The sequence below is a fragment of the Telluria sp. AIW5 genome, from assembly GCF_056680575.1.
Genome location: NZ_CM155289.1, coordinates 5,462,299 through 5,480,966, shown reverse-complemented (window position 1 = coordinate 5,480,966; position 18,668 = coordinate 5,462,299). Strand labels below are relative to the sequence as shown.

The 18,668-nt window shown below is 63.8% G+C and carries 19 protein-coding genes; 10 read left to right on the top strand and 9 right to left on the bottom strand.

The window, feature by feature from the left end; all coding sequences use genetic code 11:
- Positions 1 to 6: 6 nt before the first annotated feature.
- Both AC1MEM_RS24135 and AC1MEM_RS24130 read right to left on the bottom strand, forming a co-directional pair.
- The gene (locus tag AC1MEM_RS24135) at positions 7 to 744 is read right to left on the bottom strand and encodes an SDR family NAD(P)-dependent oxidoreductase (protein ID WP_499474619.1); all 738 of its coding nucleotides are present in this window, start codon (positions 742 to 744) and stop codon (positions 7 to 9) included.
- Between the two features lie 14 nt (positions 745 to 758).
- A complete protein-coding gene (locus AC1MEM_RS24130) occupies positions 759 to 2,066 on the bottom strand; it encodes a family 1 glycosylhydrolase (protein ID WP_499474618.1) in 1,308 nt (435 codons plus the stop codon).
- A 265-nt stretch (positions 2,067 to 2,331) separates the two neighbouring features.
- Here AC1MEM_RS24130 and AC1MEM_RS24125 point away from each other — a divergent pair, with 265 nt between their 5' ends.
- Positions 2,332 to 3,276 (top strand): hypothetical protein, encoded by a 945-nt coding sequence (locus tag AC1MEM_RS24125; protein WP_499474617.1) that lies wholly within the window; start codon positions 2,332 to 2,334, stop codon positions 3,274 to 3,276.
- Here the strand turns inward: AC1MEM_RS24125 and AC1MEM_RS24120 are convergent.
- A complete protein-coding gene (locus AC1MEM_RS24120; protein ID WP_499474616.1) occupies positions 3,273 to 4,190 on the bottom strand; it encodes a LysR substrate-binding domain-containing protein in 918 nt (305 codons plus the stop codon). The two genes, AC1MEM_RS24125 and AC1MEM_RS24120, sit on opposite strands and share 4 nt — an antisense overlap.
- A 96-nt stretch (positions 4,191 to 4,286) precedes the next feature.
- Between AC1MEM_RS24120 and AC1MEM_RS24115 the strand changes: the two genes are divergently transcribed.
- Entirely contained in the window at positions 4,287 to 5,375 is a 1,089-nt protein-coding gene (locus AC1MEM_RS24115) for a tartrate dehydrogenase (protein WP_499474615.1), read from the top strand.
- A gap of 137 nt (positions 5,376 to 5,512) precedes the next feature.
- Positions 5,513 to 6,151: a head GIN domain-containing protein gene (locus AC1MEM_RS24110; RefSeq protein ID WP_499474614.1), complete on the top strand. Its 639-nt coding sequence runs from the start codon at positions 5,513 to 5,515 to the stop codon at positions 6,149 to 6,151.
- Between the two features lie 167 nt (positions 6,152 to 6,318).
- Here the strand turns inward: AC1MEM_RS24110 and AC1MEM_RS24105 are convergent, their stop codons facing one another.
- Entirely contained in the window at positions 6,319 to 6,828 is a 510-nt protein-coding gene (locus tag AC1MEM_RS24105) for a hypothetical protein (protein WP_499474613.1), read from the bottom strand.
- A gap of 174 nt (positions 6,829 to 7,002) precedes the next feature.
- On the opposite strand from AC1MEM_RS24105, the gene AC1MEM_RS24100 reads away from it, so the two are divergent.
- Together AC1MEM_RS24100 and AC1MEM_RS24095 are read left to right on the top strand one after the other, a co-directional pair.
- The gene (locus AC1MEM_RS24100) at positions 7,003 to 7,887 is read left to right on the top strand and encodes a dienelactone hydrolase family protein (RefSeq protein ID WP_499474612.1); all 885 of its coding nucleotides are present in this window, start codon (positions 7,003 to 7,005) and stop codon (positions 7,885 to 7,887) included.
- A gap of 182 nt (positions 7,888 to 8,069) precedes the next feature.
- Positions 8,070 to 8,744 carry a ZIP family metal transporter gene (locus AC1MEM_RS24095; RefSeq protein ID WP_499474611.1) on the top strand — a complete coding sequence of 225 codons (675 nt, stop codon included), beginning with the start codon at positions 8,070 to 8,072 and terminating at the stop codon, positions 8,742 to 8,744.
- A 695-nt stretch (positions 8,745 to 9,439) separates the two neighbouring features.
- Here the strand turns inward: AC1MEM_RS24095 and AC1MEM_RS24090 are convergent.
- From AC1MEM_RS24090 to AC1MEM_RS24075, 4 genes are read right to left on the bottom strand one after another with little or no spacing between them, the layout of a single operon-like run.
- The gene (locus AC1MEM_RS24090; RefSeq protein WP_499474610.1) at positions 9,440 to 10,306 is read right to left on the bottom strand and encodes a sulfurtransferase; all 867 of its coding nucleotides are present in this window, start codon (positions 10,304 to 10,306) and stop codon (positions 9,440 to 9,442) included.
- A 13-nt stretch (positions 10,307 to 10,319) separates the two neighbouring features.
- Positions 10,320 to 11,243, bottom strand: coding sequence for a DMT family transporter (locus AC1MEM_RS24085; protein WP_499474609.1), 924 nt, complete (start codon positions 11,241 to 11,243; stop codon positions 10,320 to 10,322).
- A 7-nt stretch (positions 11,244 to 11,250) separates the two neighbouring features.
- Positions 11,251 to 12,135, bottom strand: coding sequence for a DMT family transporter (locus tag AC1MEM_RS24080; protein ID WP_499474608.1), 885 nt, complete (start codon positions 12,133 to 12,135; stop codon positions 11,251 to 11,253).
- Positions 12,136 to 12,151: 16 nt separating this feature from the next.
- Positions 12,152 to 13,252 carry an aromatic ring-hydroxylating oxygenase subunit alpha gene (locus AC1MEM_RS24075; protein ID WP_499474607.1) on the bottom strand — a complete coding sequence of 367 codons (1,101 nt, stop codon included), beginning with the start codon at positions 13,250 to 13,252 and terminating at the stop codon, positions 12,152 to 12,154.
- Between the two features lie 156 nt (positions 13,253 to 13,408).
- Here AC1MEM_RS24075 and AC1MEM_RS24070 point away from each other — a divergent pair, with 156 nt between their 5' ends.
- From AC1MEM_RS24070 to pepA, 5 genes are all read left to right on the top strand, one after another.
- Positions 13,409 to 13,615 (top strand): hypothetical protein, encoded by a 207-nt coding sequence (locus AC1MEM_RS24070; RefSeq protein ID WP_499474606.1) that lies wholly within the window; start codon positions 13,409 to 13,411, stop codon positions 13,613 to 13,615.
- Positions 13,605 to 13,865, top strand: coding sequence for an exodeoxyribonuclease VII small subunit (locus tag AC1MEM_RS24065; protein WP_499474605.1), 261 nt, complete (start codon positions 13,605 to 13,607; stop codon positions 13,863 to 13,865). Before AC1MEM_RS24070 ends, AC1MEM_RS24065 begins: the two co-directional genes overlap by 11 nt.
- Positions 13,865 to 14,767, top strand: coding sequence for a polyprenyl synthetase family protein (locus tag AC1MEM_RS24060; protein ID WP_499474604.1), 903 nt, complete (start codon positions 13,865 to 13,867; stop codon positions 14,765 to 14,767). The genes AC1MEM_RS24065 and AC1MEM_RS24060 overlap by 1 nt, the downstream gene beginning before the upstream one ends.
- Positions 14,768 to 16,642, top strand: coding sequence for a 1-deoxy-D-xylulose-5-phosphate synthase (dxs, locus tag AC1MEM_RS24055; protein ID WP_499474603.1), 1,875 nt, complete (start codon positions 14,768 to 14,770; stop codon positions 16,640 to 16,642).
- 262 nt (positions 16,643 to 16,904) lie between these two features.
- Positions 16,905 to 17,762: a flocculation-associated PEP-CTERM protein PepA gene (gene pepA, locus AC1MEM_RS24050; RefSeq protein WP_499474602.1), complete on the top strand. Its 858-nt coding sequence runs from the start codon at positions 16,905 to 16,907 to the stop codon at positions 17,760 to 17,762.
- Positions 17,763 to 17,833: 71 nt separating this feature from the next.
- Here pepA and AC1MEM_RS24045 read toward each other — a convergent pair whose 3' ends face one another.
- Positions 17,834 to 18,538, bottom strand: a complete 705-nt coding sequence (locus tag AC1MEM_RS24045) for a 2OG-Fe(II) oxygenase (protein ID WP_499474601.1) — start codon at positions 18,536 to 18,538, stop codon at positions 17,834 to 17,836.
- Positions 18,539 to 18,668: the final 130 nt, after the last annotated feature.

The window sequence follows — 18,668 nt, the reverse complement described above, 5'->3', positions numbered from 1 at the left end:
GCATAACTACAGCGCGCACAGGCGCCCGCCGTCGACCAGCAAGGATGTACCCCGGATAAACGCCGCTTCGTCGGACGCAAGAAAAGCGATCGCGGCGGCCACGTCCGCCGGCTTGCCAACGTCGGCCGCGTCGATGTGTTCGGCCCCGGATTTCACTTCCGGGTTCGTCCACAGCATCGGCGTGTCGATCGCGCCGGGCAGGATGGCATTCACCCGGATCCCCTTGGGTATGCCTTCCAGCGCAGCCGAGCGGGTCAGCGAGAGCAGGGCTGCCTTGGCCGCGGCATAGGGCGCGACATTCGGTTCGGTTTCCAGGGCGTGCACGCTCGACACATTGACGACGGCGCCGCCGGGCTGCATGTGCAGGAAGGCCTGCTTGATGAAGAAGAAGGCGCCGAGCAGGTCGACCTGCAGCACGTGCATCCAGTCGGCGCCGGTGAGTTCCTGGATCGGTTTAAAAATCATCAGCCCGGCGTTGTTGACGACCACGTCCAGCCGGCCGAAGCGCGCCATGACCGCTTCGACCGCATGGGCAACGCCTGTTTCGGCGCTGACGTCGCACTCCACTTCCATCGTTTGTCCATCGCGGCAGGCGCGCAGCTTGGCCGCAGCCGCCGGCAGGGCGGCCGCGTCGCGGTCGACCAGCACCACGTTCGCGCCCTCGGCCGCAAAGCGCATGGCCGTGGCAAGGCCGATACCGCTGGCCGCGCCCGTGACGAGCACGGTTTTACCGGAAAATCGCATGGCTGCTCTCCTGTCTACTCCGTGTTCCGGGGCGCGCTGGTGGCCGTCGCAGTCTCCCCGGAAACGCGCGGGGGAGGTTCGCCGAGTTCGGGATAATCCTGGCTGAGCGCGATCGGGACCTGCAGGCAGACGCTCTGGGTCGGCAGGACGTCGGTCCAGTCTTCGATCAGCTCGCGGTAAGCATGGCCGACTGGGCGCAGCTTGCGGTCGAGGTCGGCCAGGCCCAGTGCGTTCACGCGGCCATTGTTTTCGCGCAGTCCCGTGTCCCAGTCGACCTGGTCCGTCAATGAATACCAGGTGAAGCCGACGATCGGCACGCCGTTGTTGCGGACACGAAGCACGTTCGCCCATTCCTTGTGCAGCCAGTTGACCGCTTCGTGGCCAAGCGGGCCCTCGCACAAATTGGTTTCGGTGTGCATCACGGGCAGGCGGTAGCGGTTGTAGTACTGGTGCGTCAGCACTGCGTAGCCGAAAATTTCGCCGGACGCCCTGGTCGAGCCGTCGGCCGAGACCCGGTGTTCGTTGGTCTGGTAATAATCGTTGCCCATGATGCAGTGATGCTTCAGGTTGTTATTCAGGAAAAAATGGTAGTCGTCGCGGGCCATGCCGTTGTCCATCAGGTATTCGTACATGGTGGAGTCCACGCGGCGGCCGTAGTTCAGGTCGAGCGACAGGAAACGGCGCGCATTCATCGTCTCGGCCGGACCGATTGCCGCCGGCGTCTTGGCATGGAAATATTCGGTCGATTCGCTCTGGATGAAGAGCGCGTCCGGGCGCACTTCGAGGATGGCGCGCATGGCGAGCAGGTTGGCCTTGACCAGGTGTTTCAGGGCCGTGACGAAGGCCTTGTCGCTGTGTTGCTGCTCGTTCCACCAGCCGTAGAGGGCGGAAAACAGGGCGCAGATCGACATCTCGTTGACCGGCGTGTAGAGCTGGATCCAGGGATAGCGCTGCGCGAACGCGCGGGCGTAATCGGCGAAGATCGCGGGGAAGTCCGGGTTCTGGAAGTCGCCGAGAAAATCCGGCAGGCCGAAATGGCAGAGGTCGACAATCGCGACCAGGCCGCGGCGGCGCAAGTCCGGGAAGGTCTCGTCGGCAAAGGACCAGTCGTAGCGCCGGGGGCCGAGCAGGGTCGTGTGCAGCGGCGGGCCGTAGCGCAGGAAGCGGATGCCGATTTCCTGCACCAGGTCGAAGTCGCGCCGCCAGTGCCGGTAGTGGCCGCACTTTTCCATCTCGTCCATGCGCACCCGGCCGCCATCGATGGTGGGGATGCTGTTTTCGATGCCGGTTGCAAAGATAAAGCCTGTCTGGTTCTGAACCATGTGCCGCCCCCTTCGCCGCGTGCCACCGAATACAGCAGGATAGGAAGCGGCAGCGGTTTTCACCGTGCACTGGATAACATAGTTGCGATCCGCAGCCCGGGTGCAAAGATGAATCCCGGGAAGTTTCCTTTTTATATTTATTGCTTTTGCATAATTCAGGGAATATATTTACGCGGGTTGCAGTCGATCGTTTTTTCTTGTCTGCCTTCGTTCAGTCGTCAGCCTCGTGGTTCAATTCGCTGTTCATTCGCTCGACGGAGGATGTGTGAAGTACATTCGGGTAAATTCGCCCCTGGACCGCAAGGTTCCGCGACTGTCGCTGTACTACCTGCAACGCGTGATCACGCGGCCACTACTCCGGTCTGCGGCAATTTCCTTGCTGAGATGCTGCGTTGCCATCAGAACAGGGCGCTATCGGAAGGCCGCGGCGGACCAGGGCCAGGTGCTGGCGGCATTGCGCTCGGAGGGCATTGCGCCGCTTGGACAGGTCCTGTCGGACGAACAGTGCGGGGACGTGCTGCGCTATTTGGCGGAAAAGCCCGTCTCGGCCAGGCGAGCGGGGACATTTACCGTCGATGCCAGGCCCGCGGATATCGCGTTCGCAAATTATGCGCCGGCTGACCTGGTCGCTTGCCCGCATATACTGGCACTGGCTAACAGTCCTGCCATCCTTGCGCTGGCGAGAAATTATCTCGGGTGTACCCCAACGCTTTCCGGACTGAGTGCGCGCTGGTCCTTCCCGGCTGAATCGAGCAGCGAAGTCGTTCAGAAATTTCACCGCGATTCAGAGGATTGGCTGTCATTCCGGTTGATGGTCTACCTGACCCGGGTCGATGAGGCTTCCGGTCCCCACGTTTACGTCACGGGTACCCACCTGGACCGGCGGACGGCGCGTCTTGCGGTACTCGAAGACGATCTGGTTCGCCAACAATTCGGCATCAAGATCGTCAGGCAAAGCGGCGCGCAGGGCTTCGGGTTCGCAGTCGATACCGCAGGGCTGCACAAAGGCGAGGTTCCGAAGGACGCAGCACGCCTCCTGCTGTCCTTTCAATATTCGATTCTTCCCTGTTTCCTGTACGAGTACGAACCCGAACCGGTCGCCGAGCTTCTCCATGATCCCTATATCAATCGCCTGATCGTCAAACGCCAGCGGGATATCGGCGCGATGCAGGCGGAAGAGCCGGCGCTGGATGCGCCGGGCCTGGGCTAAGGGCTGGCGCCCGCCGCCTGGCGCGGCAGCGCCAGCTGCTCATCGAGGAATTCCACGCACACCCGCAGCCGCGCCGACCCGGCCAGGCGCTGCGGATACACGGCCCACACGTTCGCTTCCTGCGTGTATTCCGGCAGCACCACGACCAGGGTGCCGGCGTCCAGGTAGGGCTGGGCATCCCAACGCGAACGCAGTACGATGCCCGCGCCGTCCAGCGCCCAGCGCAGGGCGATCTCGCCGTGGTTGGTCGACAGCGCGCCCGACACCTTCACCGTTTCTTCGCCATTTTTCCCGCGCAGGCGCCAGACGCCGAAGGGGTGGTCGCGCTCCTTGATCGGCAGGCACTGGTGGCCGGCGAGGTCTTGCAAACTTTTCGGCGTGCCGTGGCGCGCGAGGTAAGCGGGCGCTGCGCACAGGATGCGCCCGTTCGAGCGCAGGCGGCGCGCGATCATGTTCGGGGCGATCTCGTCGCCGACCCGCACGTCGAGATCAAAACCTTCGGCCACGGTGTCGACCAGGCGGTCGAAGACTTCGAAGCGGATGTTCAGGCCGGGGCAGGCCGCCACCAGCTTGGCGATCGCCGGCGCCACCAGCTTGCGCCCGAAGCCGAAGCTGCTGCAGATGCGCAACTGGCCGGTCGGCGCGCGGCGCCGTTCGGAGACCTCGTCGATCAAATCGTCCAGGTTCTCGAGGATGGCCTGGGCGCGCGCATAGACCTGCTCGCCGTCGTCGGTGATGACGACGCGGCGGGTCGTCCGCTGGAACAGCCGCACGGCGAGGATGCCCTCGAGGACGCCAATGCGCTTGCTGACATAGGCCGGCGACATGCCGAGTTCCTCGGCCGCCGCCGCGAAGCTCCCCTTGCGCACGACGGTGACGAATACGCGCAAGTCCTCGTTTTGCAGATTATTCACGATTCGTGTCCTTTGCGATCACACCAGAGCTCATTATAAACGCGACGTAATGGGTTAAGCTGTCGTTATTCCAATTTCCCTACGAAGGAGCGCTCCATGAAAACTCATAAAATCGCCGTGATCGCCGGCGACGGCATCGGCAAGGAAGTGATGCCGGAAGGCCTGCGCGCACTCGAAGCCACCGCCCGGCGTTTCGACATCAAGCTCGAATTCACGACCTTCGAATGGGCCGATTGCGAGTACTACGCCAGGCACGGCAAGATGATGCCCGACGACTGGAAGGCGCAACTGTCCGGCTTCGAGGCGATTTATTTCGGCGCGGTCGGCTGGCCCGACACGGTGCCCGACCACATTTCGCTGTGGGGCTCGCTGCTGAAATTCCGCCGCGAATTCGACCAGTACGTGAACCTGCGCCCGGTGCGCCTGATGCCGGGCGTGCCGTGCCCGCTGGCGAACAAGAAGCCGGGCGACATCGATTTTTATGTGGTGCGCGAAAACACCGAAGGCGAGTACTCGTCGGTCGGCGGCCGCATGTTCGAAGGCACCGAGCGCGAACTGGTGCTGCAGGAAGCCGTCTTCACCCGCCACGGCACCGACCGCATCCTGAAATATGCCTTCGAGCTGGCCCAGCGCCGCCCGAAAAAACACCTGACCGCCGCCACCAAGTCGAACGGCATCGCGATCTCGATGCCGTACTGGGACGAGCGCGTCGCCGCCATGGGCGAGCAGTACGGCGACGTCAAATGGGACAAGTACCACGTCGACATCCTGGCTGCGCGCTTCGTGCTGTCGCCTGAGCGTTTTGACGTCGTCGTCGCCTCGAACCTGTTCGGCGACATCCTGTCCGACCTGGGCCCGGCCTGCGCCGGCACGATCGGCATCGCACCGTCGGCCAACCTGAACCCGGAGCGGTCGTTCCCGTCGCTGTTCGAGCCGGTCCACGGTTCGGCGCCCGACATCTACGGCAAGAACATCGCCAACCCGATCGCGATGATCTGGTCGGGCGCGATGATGTTCGAGTTCCTGGGGCAGGGCGATGCGAAGTACACGGCGGCCCACGACGCCATCGTGCAGGCGATGGAAACCTGCCTGACCCAGGGCCCGCGCACGCCGGACATGGGCGGCACGGCGAATACGACGCAAGTGGGCGAAGCGATCGCGGAATACCTGCGCACGCAGGCGTAAGCCAGGCTGCCCGCCCGGCTGCGCAGCCCGTTTCGAGCAGCGCAGCCGGTCAATCGTGCAGCCTGTCGCAAAACCGTCGCTTGTGGCGGCGCTTCGATTTACGATGGTTTCACTCTTCAACGAAACAGGAAATCATCATGCGCGCGTTTCCAACCGATCTTGCCCTCGTCCTTGCCCTTTCCCTCGCTGCGACCGCCGCAACTGCCGGCGACCAGGTCCGCAATGCCGCGCCGTTCACCTCGATCAATGTGCAGGGGCCGATCAGCGTCACCGTCGACGCCAGTGCGGCGAAGCAGTCGCTGATGGTGCGCGGCAGCGACAAGTTTCTCGACAACGTGACCAGCGAAGTCGTCAACGGCGAACTGCGCCTGCGCGCGCGCGACAAGAACTTCAGCACGAACAAGGGCGACCAGCGCGTCATCATCGCCATGCCGCAGCTGCGCGCCTTCGACGGCGAGGGCGCGGGCGAGACCATGCTGAATAACGTGCGCGTCGAGCGCCTCGACGTCAACTACCGCGGCGCCGGCCGGATGGAAATCAACGGCAAGGTCAAAACGCTCAGGATCAGCGCCGAGGGCGTGGGCGAGGTCGATACCAAAGCCCTGATCGCCGACGATGTCGATATCCGTTTCCGCGGCATCGGCGACGTCAAGGTATATGCCAAAGAGCGGCTCGACGCGAAAGTGCAGGGCATGGGCAACCTCAGCTATTACGGCAAGCCGCGCACCGTCAACAAATCGGTGGCGGGCATCGGCTCGGTCAACGCCGGGGATTGACCAAAACCTGGGGTCAGGTCTGACATTTAGACACGGCCTCAACGGTACCAGCCCGAGTATGGCAGAGGTCGTGTCCGAATGTCAGACCTGACCCCAGCTCTCGCGAAAACCCCAGCTCTCGCCCGATCGAGCGGCTGCGCGCCGGCCGGCAGCTGCCCTGACGGCCCTCAGGCCGCGGGTTCCTCGTCGGCCGGAAAGCCGTAGTCGGGCGCCCGGTTCACGGGAATCCAGGGCCGCTCGAAAGGCCGCGCGATGCTGTGCCATGCCGCCTGAAACTGCTGGTCGGTCAGGAAGACGCCGGCCAGGTCGTTGCCGGCGTAGAGCGCGTAGAAGCGGTGGGTGGCGTGCGCCAGGCCGGCATTGACGATCTCGAAAAAGGCGATCGTCGCGAGTATCCAGGGGTCTTCTTCGATGCCCTCGCCATGGATGTCGTAGCGCCTTTCGTCGGCGAACACCGTGTACGCGGCGCCGTCGGCGTCGACTTCCTCGGCGATGTCGACTTCCTCGGACGCGTATTGCCGCAACTGCGGGTGCAGCTGTTCGTAGGCCTCGAGGATGCCGCCTTCGGCCAGCTCTTCGGCATCGAGCAGGACGATGTCGTCCTCGTCGAAGGGCGCCGGGTCGGCGGAGTCGGGCCCGCTGTCGTGGGCGAACAAGTGCTTGAAGCTTTCGAACATGGCGGACCTTTTCTGCCGGCGTGAATGGATGAGTCGCCGGCACGGTCGATTTTCATCCCATCCCCTGGCCTTGGCAATCGAATTCTGCGCCCCCGCGCATCCGTGCTCCCATGCGCGAGCCCGTGTGTCGCTGTAAGATAGTCAACATTACAAACACCGAGCGGAAGGATGCACATGAAGGATCTCGTACAAGACGGCGACAGCCTCGTTGGCGCCAGCAGCTTCGAAGAGGGCGTCGATCGCCGCGTGTTCCTGAAAGCGGCAGTGGGGACGGGCTTCGCCGCCGCCACGCTCCCGGTCGCGGCGCAGACCCTGGTGCAGACCGACACCGCGGGACTGTCCGTCGGCGACCACATCATCGCCATCGACGGCCAGGACGTGCCGGTCTACCGCGCCCAGCCCGAAGGCAAGGCCAACCCGCCGGTCATCCTCGTCATCTCCGAAATCTTCGGCGTCCACGAGTACATCAAGGACCTGGCGCGCCGCTTCGCGAAACAGGGTTACATGGCCGTCGCACCGGACCTGTTCGTGCGCGCGGGCGACGCGGGCAAGGTCGCCAACATCGCCGACCTGATGAAGGACATCGTCGGCAAGACGCCGGATGCGCAGGTCATGTCCGACCTCGATACCGTCGTCACCTGGGCGAAGCAGCGGGGCGGCGATACCGGACGCCTCGGCATCACCGGTTTCTGCTGGGGCGGGCGCATCACCTGGCTGTATTCAAGCCACAACCCGAACGTGAAAGCCGGCGTGGCCTGGTATGGCCGCCTGGCCGGCGACGCGACGCCCAACTCGCCGAAGCACCCGATCGACATCGCCCCGAACCTCAAGACGCCGGTGCTGGGCCTGTACGGCGCCAAGGACACCGGCATCCCGCTCGAGTCGGTGGAGCGTATGCGCGCCGCGCTGGACAAGGGCAACAGCGGGTCGACGTTCCACGTCTACCCGGATGCGGGACACGCCTTCCATGCGGACTACCGTCCGAGTTTCAATGAGGCCGATGCGAAGGACGGCTGGCGCCGCGCCCTGGACTGGTTCCGCAGCCACGGCGTGGTGTAAGCGGCACGCCGTAAGCGTACGCAAGCAAGCCGGGAGCGGTACAATGCCCGGCTTGCCACGCCCAGTAAAACAAGAGGCTTCACATCGACCCGATTCTCGTATCCATCCTGCTGGCGACCCTGATCGCCGGCGTCGTCAGCATCTCGGCCGCGGCCATCTTTTCGTTCACGCTGCTCTCCAAAATGGTGGAGAGGCTGGTCAGCCTGTCGGTCGGCATCATGCTCTCGACCTCGCTGCTGCACGCGCTGCCCGAGGCCTTCGAGTCGGACGCCAGCCCGCATAAACTGTTTGCGACCCTGCTCGCCGGCCTGCTCGCTTTCTTCCTGCTCGAGAAGCTGGCGCTGCTGCGCCACTCGCACCATCACGAGGGAGACGGCCACCACCACGGCCACGGCCACGACGCGCGCGAGGCCGGCAAATCGGGCTGGATGATCCTGATCGGCGACGGCATGCACAATTTCACGGACGGCATCCTGATCGCGGCTGCCTTCCTGGCGAACCCGGAGCTGGGCATCGTCACCGCGCTGGCGATCGTCGCCCACGAAATTCCGACCGAGATCGGCGATTTCATCGTCCTGCTCAATGCCGGTTTCTCGCGCATGCGCGCCTACGTGTTCAACCTGCTGTGCAGCCTGTTGGCGGTGGCGGGGGGCTTGTTGGGGTATTACACGCTGGACCGGGCCAGCGGCCTGATTCCCTACGTGCTGGTGTTCGCGTCGTCCGGTTTCATCTATATCGCGGTGAGCGACCTGATGCCGCAGATGCAGAGGCGGGCGACCGTGAAGGAATCGATTCCGCAGGTGCTGTTGATCGGCCTGGGCGTGGTGATCGTGTTGTTCTTGACCGCCGGGCATTAACGTAGGGTGGGCCGGGCCGCGATCGGACTCGTGCCCACGCGGTACACAATTCGATCAATCGAAATCCCGCCCCGAGACCGCCAACATTGGCTCCGCGAGGCCGTCGGGTAGGCACCGGCACGAACGCGTGGACTCGGGAGTCCACCCTACGTATCGCGGGTTTCGAAAGCCACGGTTGAAGCGATGGTTGGCCGTCCATACGCCGCGATCGTAGGGTGGACTCCGTCCACGCGTTGACAAGGTTCGACCGATCGACACCTCCCCGCGAGACCGCCAACATTGGCTCCGCGAGGCCGTCGGGTACGCACCGACACGAACGCGTGGACTCGGGAGTCCACCCTACGTATCGCGGGTTTCGAAAGTCACGGTTGAAGCGATGGTTGGCCGTCCGTACGCCGCGACCGTAGGGTGGACTCCGTCCACGCGTTGACAAGGTTCGACCGATCGACACCTCCCCGCGAGACCGCCAACATTGGCTCCGCGAGGCCGTCGGGTAGGCACCGGCACGAACGCGTGGGCACGAGTGCCCACCCTACGTATCTGCAACGGTGGTGCACCGTAGGGTGGGCTCTCGAGCCCACGCGGTACATCATTCGATCAATCGAAATCCCACCGCGAGACCGCCAACATTGGCTCCGCGAGGCCGTCGGGTACGCAAGGGCACGAACGCGTGGGCACGAGTGTTCACCCTACGGTTAAGCTTTCGCTACCGGCCGTGCGGGATCCGCGCTCCACTCGCTCCATGACCCCGGATACAAGGCTGCTCCCGGCAAGCCCGCCACCTCCAGCGCCAGCAGGTTGTGACAGGCCGTCACCCCCGAGCCGCACTGCATGATCGCGTCCTTTGGATCGTCGATCACGCTTGAGAACTCCGCGCGCAGCTGCTCCGGCGCCTTGAAGCGCCCGTCGTTGTGCAGGTTGTCCTTGAAGAAGCGGTTCTTCGCGCCCGGGATATGCCCACCCACCGGATCGACCGTCTCGTTCTCGCCGCGGAAGCGGTCGGCCGCGCGCGCATCGACCACGGTGCGTCGCTTTTCGAGCTGATTCGTGCTCTCGATATTCTCCAGCACCTCCGCCACGGTCACCGTCGGCACGAACGGTGCGCGCACGGCGATGCTGCCGGACCTGCGAGGCTCCGGCGGATCGGACGATAAAGGCTGGCCCAGCGCCTGCCAGGCCGGCAGGCCGCCATCGAGCACCGCCACTGTCTCGTGCCCGATCCAGCGCAGCAGCCACCACAAGCGCGCCGCGTACATGCCGCCGTGGGCATCGTAGGCCACGACCTGGGTCGTGTGATCGACGCCCCAGCGCCGTAGCGTTGCGGCCAGCGCTTCCTTCTCCGGCAGCGGATGGCGCCCGCGGAACACGCCGTCCTCGCCCCGTTTCACACCCGACAGTTCGGTCTCCATGTCCGCGAACACGGCATGGGGCAGGTGGCCGGCCGCATAGGCTTCGCGGCCGAAGGACAGGTTCACGAGGTCGTGCCGGCAATCGACGATGACCCAGTCCGGGTGGTCGATGTGCGCAGCCAGATCTGCAGCGGAAATCAGGGTCGTGTACATGGGCTGGAGCTCCTTACAGTTCGCTTGCGATCGGGTCGGTCTCTTTGATGACGGCGCCTTTCGGCGTCTTCCTCGTATTGTAGAACGTCGCCGCGATGCCGGACGCAAGGATCACGCCGATGCCGAGCCAGACATGCCAGTCGAAACGGTCCCCCCAGAGCGCCAGGCCCCACAGGCTGGAAAACACGATGCCGGTGTACTGCAAATTCGCCACCACCAGCACCTTGCCGACCCGGTAGGCGCGCGTCATCGCCATCTGCGCCATCAGGGCGGCCGCGCCGATCCCCAGCAGCAGCACCGCGCCGCCCGTCGTGTGGCCGTGGAAGGGCAGGGCGCCATGGGCGCCGTCGCCCGCCAGCACGCCGACCAGGCCGGCCACCGCGGTCGTCAGCGAAAAATAGAACACGACCCGGTATTCGGGTTCGCCCATCTGCCCCAGTTTGCGCACCTGCATATAGGCCATCGCCGAGATGACGGAAGAGCAGATGCCGGCCAGGCCGCCCAGCCACTGGTGCGACTCGACCGCCGGCTGCAGCACCAGGGTCACGCCGAAGAAGCTGGCGCCGACCGCGACGATCAGCGGCCACTCGACCGTATTGGTGCGCGACCACCAGCCGGCCAGGAACAGGCCGGCGGCGATCCAGATCGGCGCCATGTAGTTCAGCGTCATGGCGGTGGCCAGCGGCAGTTTGCCGATCGCGAAGAACCAGAGCCAGAGCGAAGTCACGCCCACGGCGCTGCGGAACAGGTGCTCGCGCGGGAACACCGTGCGGAAAGTGAGGCCCTGGTGGCGCACGACCGCGAACAGGATCGCGGAGCCGATCAGGCCGCGGTAGAACAGCAGTTCGGAGGTGGTGTAGAACTCGGAAGCCAGCTTGACGCCGGCCCCCATGGCGGCGAACGCGAAGCTCGCAAATAACATCCAGAGAGAAGCCATGACTGCCTTATGCCTTTGAAGCGGATTTCAAAACGGTGGCGGCCGTCGGTGCGGCGCGCAGGTTGTAATAGCTCGCTGCGATGCAGGAGCCGAAGATGACGCCCATTCCGAGCAGCACCTGGCCGTCGAGACGGTCGCCCCAGACCAGGATGCCGAGGACGCTGGAGAACACGATGCCGCTGTACTGCAGGTTGGCGACGACCAGCGTGCGGCCCAGGCGATAGGCCCGCGTCAGCGCGACTTGCCCGGCCGTGCCGCTGATGCCGACGCCGACCAGCAGGGCCGCGCCCTGCCAGCTGTGGGCGTGCCAGCCGCCGCCCGGCGCCAGCATCACCAGCAGCCCCGCCGCCACGTTCACCAGCGAAAAATTGAAGACGATCCGGTCTTCCGGTTCGCCCATGCGGCTCAGGCGCCGCACCAGGATGTAGGCGACTGCGGCCAGCATGCCGGAAGCGAGCGCCATCAGGCCGCCGGCCCAGGCATCGGCGGCAAATGCGGGCCGCAGCACCAGCACGACGCCGATAAAACTGACCAGGATGGCGGCCAGCGGCTGCCAGGGCGTGCGCCGTGCTCCATGCCACCAGGCCGCGCCGATGACAATCGCCGCGGTCCAGATCGGGGACATGTAGTTCAGGGTGACGGCGGTGGCGAGCGGCAGGCGTGCGATCGCCGCGAACCAGAACCAGAGGGAAGCAACGCCGAGGGCGCCGCGCCAGAGATGGGCCGCCGGGGTGGCGGTGCGCAGGCTGCGTCCGCTCGCGCGGGCCATCAGGAACAGGACCAGCACGCCGACCAGGCCGCGGTAGAACACGATTTCGGCAATCGAATAGTGGAGCGCCGCCAGCTTGACGCACGCGCCCATCAGGGCGAATGCGAAGCTGGCGAACAACATCCACAACGCCGGCACCTCAGAGCTCTATCTTGCTGCGATACCACTCGTGGAAGTGCTGCATCCCGTCTTCCATCGGCGACTGGTAAGGTCCGACTTCATTGACGCCGCGGTCGACCAGGATCTTGCGGCCGGCATCCATGCGCTGGGCGATCTCGTCGTCCTCGACGCAGGTTTCCATGTAGGCGGCGCGCTCGGCCTCGACCAGTTCGCGTTCGAACAGGGCGATCTCTTCCGGATAATAGAACTCGACCACGTTGCGCGTCTTCTGCGGACCCAGCGGCCACAGGGTCGACACGACCAGCACGTTCGGATACCACTCGACCATGATGTTCGGGTACAGCGTCAGCCAGATCGCGCCCTGTTTCGGCTCCTGGCCGCCGTTAAACTTCAGCACCTGCTCCTGCCACTTTTTATACGTCGGCGAGCCGGCCTTCTGCAGGCCGCGGTTCACGCCCACGGTCTGCACGCTGTAGTCGCGGCCGAAATCCCATGTCAGGTCTTCGCAGGACACGAAATTGCCCAGGCCCGGATGGAAGGGCTCGACGTGGTAATCCTCCAGGTAGACTTCAATAAACGTCTTCCAGTTATAGTCGACGTCGTGGATCTCGACGTGGTCGAACAGGTAGCCGGAGAAATCCAGGTCTTTCGAGACCGACATGCTTTTGAGCTTGTCCATCACGTCGTAGCCGTTCTGCTCGAACAGCAGGCCGTTCCAGCTTTGCAGCGGTGACCTGGACAAATTCAGGCAGGGCGTCTCCGCGAAATGCGGGGCGCCGATCAGCTCTCCCTTGAGGTCGTAGGTCCAGCGGTGCAGCGGGCAGACAATGGTGTTGGCGTTGCCGCGGCCATTGAACATCAGCGCCTGGCGGTGACGGCAGACGTTGGACAGCACCTCGATGCCGTTGGCATTGCGCACGAGCATGCGGCCTTCGTTTTCGGAAGGCAGGGTCGCGAAATCACCGGTTTCCGGCACCATGAGTTCATGGCCGACATAGCGCGGTCCCTTCTGGAACAGCTGCTCGATTTCGCGCTGTAGCAGCGCATTGTCAAAATAAACATTTACCGGAAGCTGAGCGCAGGAGCGCGCCAGCTTGGCGTGGGTAGCCAGATCGGACATCCCAACCCCCCTTTATAAAAGCATCACCTCAAAGAGAAGAAAGAATCCAAAGACCAGTATTTTTAAGTAATGAAATACGGTATTTCGGACAGAACCGGAGATTATAACTTGGAACGAACTCTACCGTCCGGGTCCGTCGCGAGATTGTGGGGAGGAATGGCACAGAAAATGCCGGAAGGGCATGGTTTTCATGAATGTGCAGGCGGGCATGCCGAAAAAAAATTCCTGAAAGGAAACTCAGCGTTCGTGCAGGCCACCCCAAGGGTGTGGATTGTTTTAAAATACGCGATTCAATTCCCGCGCGGCGCACCCGATGCGCATGGCGGGATCGCCGGCCCAACAAGAAGACACTATGGCAATTAATTCAAACGCGGAAGCGACGACGGCGCCAGGCTCCTTCGAGGAAGCAATGGCCGAGCTGGCCCAGCTCGTTACCCAGATGGAAGGCGGCCAATTGCCGCTGGAAGCCTCGGTCGCGGCCTATGCGCGCGGCTCGGAACTGGTCAAGTATTGCGCGGCCCAGCTCGAGAAAGTGGAAGCCCAGGTCAAGGTGCTCGAAGGCGACATGCTGAAACCGTTCAGCGCCGATGGCGCGGGCGAGGGCGCGCAGTGATGCAGGCCAAGGAGACGCTGCCGTTCGCAGCCTGGATGGCCGGCGTGCAGGCCGAGGTCGAGGACGCACTCTCCGACTTCCTGCCGGCGGCCCACCTGGTGCCGACCAAGCTGCATGAGGCGATGCGCTACACCGTGCTCGGCGGCGGCAAGCGCGTACGTCCGCTGCTGGTCTACGCCAGCGGCGCGCTGTTCGGCGCAGACCCGAAGGCGCTGGCGCGCGCCGCCTGCGCGCTGGAGATGATCCATGCCTACTCGCTGGTGCACGACGACATGCCCTGCATGGACGACGACGCCCTGCGCCGCGGCAAGCCAACCGTGCACGTGGCCTATGATGAAGCGACTGCGCTGCTGGTCGGCGACGCGCTGCAGGCGCAAGCCTTCGAGGTGCTGGCATCGAGTGATTCGCTGCCGCCGGCGCGCCTGGTCGGCATGCTGCGCCTGCTGGCCGCGGCGGCCGGATCGGGCGGCATGTGCGGCGGCCAGGCGATCGACCTGGACAGCGTCGGCATCGCGCTCAATCTCGAGCAGCTCGAGCGCATGCACCAGCTGAAAACCGGCGCCCTGCTGCGCGCCTCCGTGCTTCTCGGCGCCCTGTGTGGCAAGGAGCTGGGCGCGGACGAACTGGAAAGCTTGAAAGCCTATTCGAAGGCGGTCGGCCTGGCCTTCCAGGTGGTCGACGACGTGCTCGATGCGACGGCCGATTCGGCCACGCTCGGTAAAACCGCCGGCAAGGATGCGGCCGATAACAAGCCGACCTATGTGTCGATCCTGGGCCTGGAAGAATCAAAAGCATTGGCGCAGCAATTGCGGCGCGAGGCGCACGCTGCGCTGGCGCCATTTGGAGAACAAGCACTGCGGCTGCGCGAACTCGCGGACCTGATCGTGCAGCGGAAAGCCTAAATGAAACTGCTAGAAACCATCAACGACCCGTCGGACCTGCGCCTCCTGCCGCGCACGCAACTGACGCCACTCGCCAACGAGCTGCGCCAGTTCCTGCTGCACTCGGTCGCGAAAACGGGCGGCCACCTGTCCTCCAATCTCGGCACGGTGGAGCTGACCATCGCGCTGCATTACGTGTTCGAGACCCCGCACGACCGCATCGTCTGGGACGTCGGCCATCAAACCTATTCGCACAAGATCCTTACCGGCCGCCGCGAGCGCATGAACACGCTGCGCCAGCTGAACGGCCTGTCGGGCTTCCCGAAGCGCGACGAAAGCGAATACGACACCTTCGGCACCGCGCACTCCTCGACCTCCATCTCCGCTGCGCTCGGCATGGCCGCCGCAGCGAAACTGAAGGGCGAACACCGCCACGCGATCGCCGTCATCGGCGACGGCTCGATGACGGCCGGTATGGCCTTCGAAGCCCTGAACAATGCGGGCGTCGAGGAAGACTGCAACCTGCTCGTCGTCCTGAACGACAACGACATGTCGATTTCGCCGCCGGTGGGCGCTCTGAACCGCTATCTCGCGCGTTTGATGAGCGGCCAGTTCTATGCCGCCGCCAAGACGGTCGGCAAAAGCGTGCTGCCCGGTCCCGTGCTCGATCTCGCGCGCAAGATCGAAGAACACGCGAAAGGCATGGTGGTCCCGGCCACGATGTTCGAGGAATTCGGTTTCAATTACATCGGCCCGATCGACGGCCACGACCTCGACTCGCTGATCCCGACGCTGGAAAACATCAAGAAGCTCAAGGGCCCGCAGTTCCTGCACGTGGTCACGAAAAAGGGGCAGGGCTACAAGCTGGCCGAGGCCGAGCCGATCCTGTACCACGGCACCGGCAAGTTCAATCCGACCGAAGGCATCAAGCCGGCCACGGCGCCGGCCAAGATGACCTACACCGAAGTCTTCGGCAACTGGCTGTGCGACATGGCGGCGATCGACCCGCGCCTGGTCGGCATCACGCCGGCGATGCGCGAGGGTTCGGGCATGGTGCGCTTCCACGCGCAATACCCGGAGCGTTATTTCGACGTCGGCATCGCCGAGCAGCACTCGGTCACTTTCGCCGGCGGCCTCGCGACCGAAGGCATGAAGCCGGTCGTGGCCATCTACTCGACCTTCCTGCAGCGCGCCTACGACCAGCTGATCCACGACGTGGCGCTGCAAAACCTGGACGTGACCTTCGCGCTGGACCGCGCAGGCCTGGTCGGCGCCGACGGCGCGACCCACGCCGGCAACTACGACCTCTCCTTCCTGCGCTGCATCCCGAACATGGTGGTCATGGCGCCGTCCGACGAGAACGAGTGCCGGCAGATGCTGACCTCCGCTTACCACTATCCGGGTCCGGCGGCGGTGCGCTACCCGCGCGGCGCCGGCATCGGCGCGGCCATGTCGGAAGAGCTGACCTCGATCGAGATCGGCAAGGGCGAGATCAAGCGCCAGGGCGAGAAGGTCGCCATCCTCGCCTTCGGTTCGATGGTGGCGCCGAGCATGGGCGCAGCAAGCGACCTGAACGCGACGGTCGCCAACATGCGCTTCGTGAAGCCGCTCGACGTCGAGCTGGTGAAGCAGCTGGCGCTCGAGCACGACCTGCTGGTGACGGTGGAAGAGGGCGCGACCATGGGCGGCGCAGGCAGCGCCGTGGCCGAGGCGCTGGCGGCCGCCGGCATCGTCAAGCCGCTGCTGATCCTGGGCCTGCCCGACAAATTCATCGACCAGGGCGATCCGGCGGCGCTGCTGGCTTCCGTCGGGCTGGATGCGACGGGCATTGCCGCATCGATCCGCGCGCGCCTGGGCGCGGCGGGGGAGCCCCGGCTGGTGGTGAACAACACCTGAGGCTGTCGGTGTTGAACGAAGAAGCGGCGCTGATGCGCCGCTTTTTTTTGGTTTCGTGGTACATACAAGGTTTAGTTCCAATTAGAAATTATAAATTCCAAATAGAACGATAATAGAAAAAATTAATCGGAATTCTTTACAGTTGGGTTCGCTTGTATCCAAGCGCATGAGCTAAGTTGCTGATTCTAAAGGAATACGTATAGCTGGCACGGCTATTGCTTATAGGTGAGTACTAATCAACTGAAAACGAAAACTACTTATCATGAAATTCCTGAAAAAAATTGCTTTTGCCGCAGCTGTTGCCATGACCGTCGCCGGTGCCGCTAACGCAGCGACCGTGCTGAACGACTGGCGCTTCAACCCAACCGGCGGTGGCTTCAGCGGTGCCCAGAACGTCAACGAATACCTGGACGTGAACGGCAATGCCTTCATCCAGATCAACCCAACCGGTGGTTCCAGCTTCTCGTTCGCCGAGCACGCGGTGTTCAACATCTCGCAGGCTGACAGCAACGGCCAGCTGTTCCCAGTGACCTTCCCAGGCGGCAACATCACCGCAACCTTCGAGGCAACTGGCTCGGGTAACTTCAGCGGCGCCTTCACCTTCGCCGGCGGCACCATCAACATGTACCAGAATCCAACCGCTGGCCAGTACGGCACGACGGCTGGCACCTACGGCGCCGACCTGGGCAACCAGATCGCCCACTTCACCGTGATGGCTGGCGGCGGCGGCACCGTCGATGCGAGCGGTTCGCCAGTCAACAACGGTCAAGTCACCGTGTTCGCCAAAGCTGAAGCCGGCGCGCTGGATTCGGGCTACTTCTTCCGCGAAAACGGCACGGACCTGTCGACCGAGTCGATCATGGCCTTCGCCTTCACCAACGCCAACACCATTTCCAGCCCAACCGGCACCCTGGTCAGCGAAGTCGCTTGCGAATACGCTCACTTCACCGGCGCTGGTTGCAACGGCACGGCATACGCCAACACCCCAGGCTATTTCTTCGTTGGCAACAACGGCCAGTTCAAACTGGCTGAAGTGCCAGAGCCAGGTTCGCTGGCCCTGTTCGGTATCGCCATGCTGGGCGCCGGCGTCGTCAGCCGCAAGCGCGCCAAGAAGGCGTAATAACGTTTCATGTTTGAACAGAGCCCGCTGAATAGCGGGCTTTTTTGCAGGGTGGGCCGCCGAGGCCCACTCTACGTCGCCGCTTTCCCGAACAACTCCTCCGCGCGCCTGAACAAAATCCACGAGGTGGCAATGTATTTGTCCCCGCTCGCCGGCACATGCCCCTTGTGCGTATGCGTGAACCCCGCCGGCGCGATGATCAATCGGCCCTTGCGTGCTTCCACCCTGCGACCCTGGTATAAAAACTCGGTCTCGCCGCCTTCATCCACGTCGTTCAGGTAAAACTGGAACAGCAGCACCCGATGCAGCGTCTCGCAGCTGGCATTCTGCGGATAGATCTCGGAATGCCAGTGGTGATACCCACCCGTCCCCCGCAGATACTTCTGCAGGTTGACCGGCCCGCAGCGGTACATCGACTGCAGCAGCGCGGGCAAGTGCGGCTTGCCGCATTCGTCGAAATTCTCCAGCGACAGCGCCACCGGCTCGCCGGACGTCGGATGCGCCACCGTCGGCGCCAGTGCGCCCAGCACCAGTGCGCGGTACTGGTCGATATACGAGGCCAGGTGCTGCGCTACCGCCCCCATCATCAGGTTGCCGACGTCATGCCATTCCTTGTGCGGGCCGATGGTCAAATCCCAGCTGTCCTTCTTGCTGGTCTCGACGCCGTTGCCGGTGCGCCCGCGCACGACCTTGTCGCTGGCCTCGAAACGGGCGACGATGGCGTCGCATTGCTGGGGCGTGAGGGCGTTGTCGTAGATGCCGATGAAGTCGCTCAAGGTCGATCCTGTTCGTTGTGGTTGAGATGCGAATACCAGTGTACCTGCGACGGGCGTCGCGCAGCATTGCGAAGGAGGAAAGTAATTGCCATTTAGAAAATAAGACGCGTACAATTCAAAAAGTTGTGTT

Excerpts from the sequence above, each read along its gene's own strand:
- AC1MEM_RS24130 (WP_499474618.1), bottom strand. The coding sequence starts at position 2,066 with ATGGTTCAGAACCAGACAGGCTTTATCTTTGCAACCGGCATCGAAAAC.
- AC1MEM_RS24080 (WP_499474608.1), bottom strand. The coding sequence starts at position 12,135 with ATGTTGTTCGCCAGCTTCGCATTCGCCCTGATGGGCGCGTGCGTCAAG.
- AC1MEM_RS24060 (WP_499474604.1), top strand. The coding sequence starts at position 13,865 with ATGCAGGCCAAGGAGACGCTGCCGTTCGCAGCCTGGATGGCCGGCGTG.
- dxs (WP_499474603.1), top strand. The coding sequence starts at position 14,768 with ATGAAACTGCTAGAAACCATCAACGACCCGTCGGACCTGCGCCTCCTG.
- AC1MEM_RS24090 (WP_499474610.1), bottom strand. The coding sequence starts at position 10,306 with ATGTACACGACCCTGATTTCCGCTGCAGATCTGGCTGCGCACATCGAC.
- AC1MEM_RS24085 (WP_499474609.1), bottom strand. The coding sequence starts at position 11,243 with ATGGCTTCTCTCTGGATGTTATTTGCGAGCTTCGCGTTCGCCGCCATG.
- pepA (WP_499474602.1), top strand. The coding sequence starts at position 16,905 with ATGAAATTCCTGAAAAAAATTGCTTTTGCCGCAGCTGTTGCCATGACC.
- AC1MEM_RS24095 (WP_499474611.1), top strand. The coding sequence starts at position 8,070 with ATGGTGGAGAGGCTGGTCAGCCTGTCGGTCGGCATCATGCTCTCGACC.
- AC1MEM_RS24065 (WP_499474605.1), top strand. The coding sequence starts at position 13,605 with ATGGCAATTAATTCAAACGCGGAAGCGACGACGGCGCCAGGCTCCTTC.
- AC1MEM_RS24115 (WP_499474615.1), top strand. The coding sequence starts at position 4,287 with ATGAAAACTCATAAAATCGCCGTGATCGCCGGCGACGGCATCGGCAAG.
- AC1MEM_RS24110 (WP_499474614.1), top strand. The coding sequence starts at position 5,513 with ATGCGCGCGTTTCCAACCGATCTTGCCCTCGTCCTTGCCCTTTCCCTC.
- AC1MEM_RS24105 (WP_499474613.1), bottom strand. The coding sequence starts at position 6,828 with ATGTTCGAAAGCTTCAAGCACTTGTTCGCCCACGACAGCGGGCCCGAC.
- AC1MEM_RS24075 (WP_499474607.1), bottom strand. The coding sequence starts at position 13,252 with ATGTCCGATCTGGCTACCCACGCCAAGCTGGCGCGCTCCTGCGCTCAG.
- AC1MEM_RS24100 (WP_499474612.1), top strand. The coding sequence starts at position 7,003 with ATGAAGGATCTCGTACAAGACGGCGACAGCCTCGTTGGCGCCAGCAGC.
- AC1MEM_RS24070 (WP_499474606.1), top strand. The coding sequence starts at position 13,409 with ATGGCACAGAAAATGCCGGAAGGGCATGGTTTTCATGAATGTGCAGGC.
- AC1MEM_RS24135 (WP_499474619.1), bottom strand. The coding sequence starts at position 744 with ATGCGATTTTCCGGTAAAACCGTGCTCGTCACGGGCGCGGCCAGCGGT.